Origin of the sequence: Methylobacterium sp. J-001, from assembly GCF_022829565.1 — a bacterium.
Taxonomy (GTDB): Bacteria; Pseudomonadota; Alphaproteobacteria; order Rhizobiales; family Beijerinckiaceae; genus Methylobacterium.
On sequence record NZ_JAKSYN010000167.1, the window covers coordinates 1 to 3,495 of the forward strand.

At 62.9% G+C, this 3,495-nt stretch carries 3 protein-coding genes and 1 pseudogene; 1 reads left to right on the forward strand and 3 read right to left on the reverse strand.

Going from position 1 to position 3,495, the window contains the following annotated elements; all coding sequences use genetic code 11:
* Positions 1–141 precede the first annotated feature (141 nt).
* Positions 142–792, forward strand: a pseudogene (locus MKK65_RS21085) (GGDEF domain-containing protein); the annotation flags it as partial.
* Positions 793–1,216: 424 nt separating this feature from the next.
* Here MKK65_RS21085 and MKK65_RS21090 read toward each other — a convergent pair.
* From MKK65_RS21090 to MKK65_RS21100, 3 genes are all read right to left on the reverse strand, one after another.
* On the reverse strand, positions 1,217–1,684 hold the full coding sequence (locus MKK65_RS21090) for a DUF3597 domain-containing protein (RefSeq protein ID WP_243960084.1): 468 nt from the start codon (positions 1,682–1,684) through the stop codon (positions 1,217–1,219).
* Between the two features lie 214 nt (positions 1,685–1,898).
* Positions 1,899–2,846: a BLUF domain-containing protein gene (locus MKK65_RS21095; protein WP_243960085.1), complete on the reverse strand. Its 948-nt coding sequence runs from the start codon at positions 2,844–2,846 to the stop codon at positions 1,899–1,901.
* Positions 2,847–2,876: 30 nt separating this feature from the next.
* Positions 2,877–3,495: putative bifunctional diguanylate cyclase/phosphodiesterase (locus tag MKK65_RS21100; RefSeq protein WP_243959870.1), on the reverse strand; the 619-nt coding region annotated here is incomplete at its 5' end.

Sequence of the window (3,495 nt, forward strand, 5' to 3'; positions counted from 1 at the left end):
CTGTCCGTGTGAGACCAATACGTCCACCTGACGCAGCTTGCTCACGATCTCCTCGGGCTTGGGTCGTTGGGCCATCGGTTCCGTCCTCTGTCGGCTCAAAAGCCATACTTCAGGGCGGACCACTCCCAAGGGGGCCGATCACTGGTGCTGTGCGGTGTCACGATCGCCCTGTCGCTTCTGTTCGGGCGCGAGCTGCGCGGCCGTGAAGCGATGCAGGCCGAGCTCGAAAGGCTGTCGCTGACCGACACCTTGACCCGTCTTCACAATAGCCGAGCCTTCGAGCACGCCGGTGCCTGGGCCTGGGAAGCCGCCAGACGCAACGGCAAGCCGCTGTCCCTGCTCATCGTCGACGCCGATCACTTTAAACGCTTCAACGACCGCTATGGCCACCAGGTCGGGGATGAGGTCCCGCAAGGTTTGGCACGCTGCCTTTCGGCCAGTGTGCACCGGCCTGACGACCTCGTCTGCCGGGTCGGCGGCGAGGAGTTTGCTATTCTTCTGCCAAATACGGACGAGGTAGGGGCTCTTCGCATCGCGGAGAAGGTTCACACCGAGGTATCGACCCTGGCGATCGGATCAGCTGGCATCACAGCCGGGGTTATCACGGTCAGCATAGGGCTCGCCGCCGGCGCGCCGAACGGCACGGCATTATCTGCGCTCGCGGATTTGTATCGTATCGCCGATGCCATGCTCTATGAAGCCAAAACAAGTGGTCGCAATCAGACCCGTTGTGCGGGACAGCAGTGCGTTCCGGCAATCCCACCCAGACTGAAACTCGTGTGTACCTCGTAAACGTAGCAGAGGTCTCCAGTCGTTAAGTTTGGCCATGGGCCGGCGCTTGCGGTGTCCAGTTCCCCCGCACCGACCCTCACACGACTGCCCGGCCTAGGCTTCACGGGCGCCCTGCGGGGAACTGGCCCGGAGAACGCCTGTCGTCGCGAGCTTGCCCGCCGCAGGCTTTGCGGTGTCGCGAACGCCTCGGGCGCATTGACGGGAAGAGGGGGCCCTGTAGCAGGCGCCAGGGAGGCTGTCGCCGCGTTGGCATGACTATCAACCTGGGCCTTAGCGCGACTGCGCCGGAGAGGCCGCACCCAGTATCGAGGGGTGAAGACATCGGTGTTGCTCCGCCGGCGCTCGGCTCACGGCCGGTCGCTGCGGGTATGGTGGGACGGGGTGGTTAACAGCCCCCGCACATCACCCAACTACTGCTACTGCCTTAAGTGTGCTGCATATCAGAGGGGACTTTGCCGCCGTTCTCGGCGAGCTTCTGAACCACCTGCTTGTGCAGCCAGACGTTCATCGTAGCCGAGTCACCCTTGTCGCCGGTGTAGTGCAGTTCGTCGGCCAGCTGCTTGCGAGCCGGGAGGCTGCTGTCGAGGTCCAGCAGCTTCAAAAGGTCCACGATTGACTGCTTGTAGTTCAGGTTCTCACCCTTCTTGGCGGCCATGTCGCTCAAGACCTGACCGACATCGACGCTCGCTGCCGAGCCCGTAGGCGCACTGGTGGGCGACGCCGCATCACCCATTGTGGGTGCGGTCGCGCCGCTGGTGCCGCTGCCAGCACCGCCCGCTCCGGTAGCAGCGGGAGATACGGTCGGGGTCTCGGATGCATGCGGCGCGGACGCCTGTGCACTCGCTGCTCCGCCGCCGAAAATCTTCGAGATGATCGATCCGAACAGGCTCATGATGTTGTCCTCGGCAGTCGCGGGCTCACTCCCGGAAGCTGCAGTAACAGAGCGACGCAAGGTAGCGTTCCGTGCTGGATGGATCCGGAACCGGGGCCAATCGCTGGCGCGATGGTTAGAGATGTTGGATCCGGATGGGGTTCGAGCACCAACAGCTTCGGTCGCGCCCGCCGGCCCCAGGCCGTTTCAGCAGCAGCCCACTGGGATCGCGTGTTCAGGCGGCCAGAACGTTGGCGTCGTCTTTCAAACCGTCCTGTCCGTTGGGCAAGGTTTCAAGCAAGCCGACTCGATAAGCCGACATCTGGATGTCGCCGGCTTCCTGAGCCATCGCCGTCGCGAGAAGCTGCGCACGTCCTGCCCAACGATCCCGTTCTGCCCGCATGGCAGTAAGCTGATCCTCGCTCGATGCCAACGCGACTTGCAACGTGTCGATCTCAGTCCGTAGATCGCTCGTGCGTTGCCGCTCACTCGCCAAGGCGGCTTTGAGCACATAGAGGGCAGCGTCGGTCTCTCCCTTCGGCGAACGGTTCACATCGCGGATGGGAAGGGATTGTAGCCCGACACTCTTGACCTCAGCAGCCCGCTGATTGCTCGCCGGTGATGACGTCCGCGTGGCTGGCGCGTCAGGTCGAAGCTGCGCGATTTCTGCTTTCAGTTGCTCGACATCCAACCCTGCCGGGGCATGAACCTCAGGTGGTTCGATCGATGGAGCGGCGGCGAGCGCGAGGGGCACACCTTCCTCCTCCAGCACCAGCTCATGCAGCATGGTGAACACGGTGTCGCCGTCCAGCCTGGACAGGTCGAACCCGCTCTCGGCCGCGAGACGGCTGAAGCGTGCTTGCCCCCCGGCAGACGCGCCGACGAAGGCCATGGACCAGTTCGCGAAGTTGCGGCTTTCCGTCGGACCGCACTGAAGAACCGTCACGTCGCCGTGACGGCCATCGCACTGTATCCGTTCGAATGTCTCTTCGACCCCCTGTCTTGGTCCCTCCAAAACCTGAGCGAAGGCGCCAGCGTTGAACATCAGCGCTCCGGTCACATCCGCCCGAGCGTTGTTCCGCTGCGATGCGGTCAGTATTTGCCCGACAACGGCCGTCAGTTCGGCCTCAGATCCGTGAAACAGGTTCTTGCTGGCGTAGACGAGGCGATAGAGCTCACTCATGGGACATCCGACGAGTTAGGTGGATCAGGATTAGGGCTGGTAGCTCGCGATGAATTGCAAAAGATCATCCGCCGGTATTGGCCGGCTGATGAGGTAGCCCTGCACGTCAGTGCAGCCTTCATCGCGAATGCGCTGCATTTGCTCGGGCGTCTCGACGCCTTCGGCGACCGTGGTCATGCCCAGGCTCTTGCCGAGGCCCGCGATCGCCCGGATGATCGCGTCCCCATCAGGCTTACCCGACAGATCCTTCACGAAGGACCTGTCGATCTTGATCTTGTCGAATGGGAAGCTGCGCAGGTAGCTCAAAGACGAGTAGCCGGTACCGAAGTCGTCCATCGAGACGCGTACCCCAAGTTCGCGCAGTCGATGGAGCGTCTGCAAGGTCCTCTCGCTCTCCTGCAGGAGGACGCCCTCGGTGATCTCGACCTCCAGCCGCTTAGCCGACAGACCTGAGCTAGCGAGTGCCGAGATGATCGTCTCGACCAGCCGGTCGCTCTTGAATTGAGCGGGGGAGACGTTCACCGCGACCGACATCCCCGTGGGCCACGTCATCGCATCGCGACAGGCCTGACGGATGACCCACTCGCCGATCGGTACGATCAGACCGATCTCCTCCGCCAGTGGGATGAAATCGAGCGGCGAGATCATT

Bases quoted from the DNA above. Each gene is read 5' to 3' on its own strand.
- MKK65_RS21090 (WP_243960084.1), bottom strand. From the start codon at position 1,684: ATGAGCCTGTTCGGATCGATCATCTCGAAGATTTTCGGCGGCGGAGCA.
- MKK65_RS21095 (WP_243960085.1), bottom strand. From the start codon at position 2,846: ATGAGTGAGCTCTATCGCCTCGTCTACGCCAGCAAGAACCTGTTTCAC.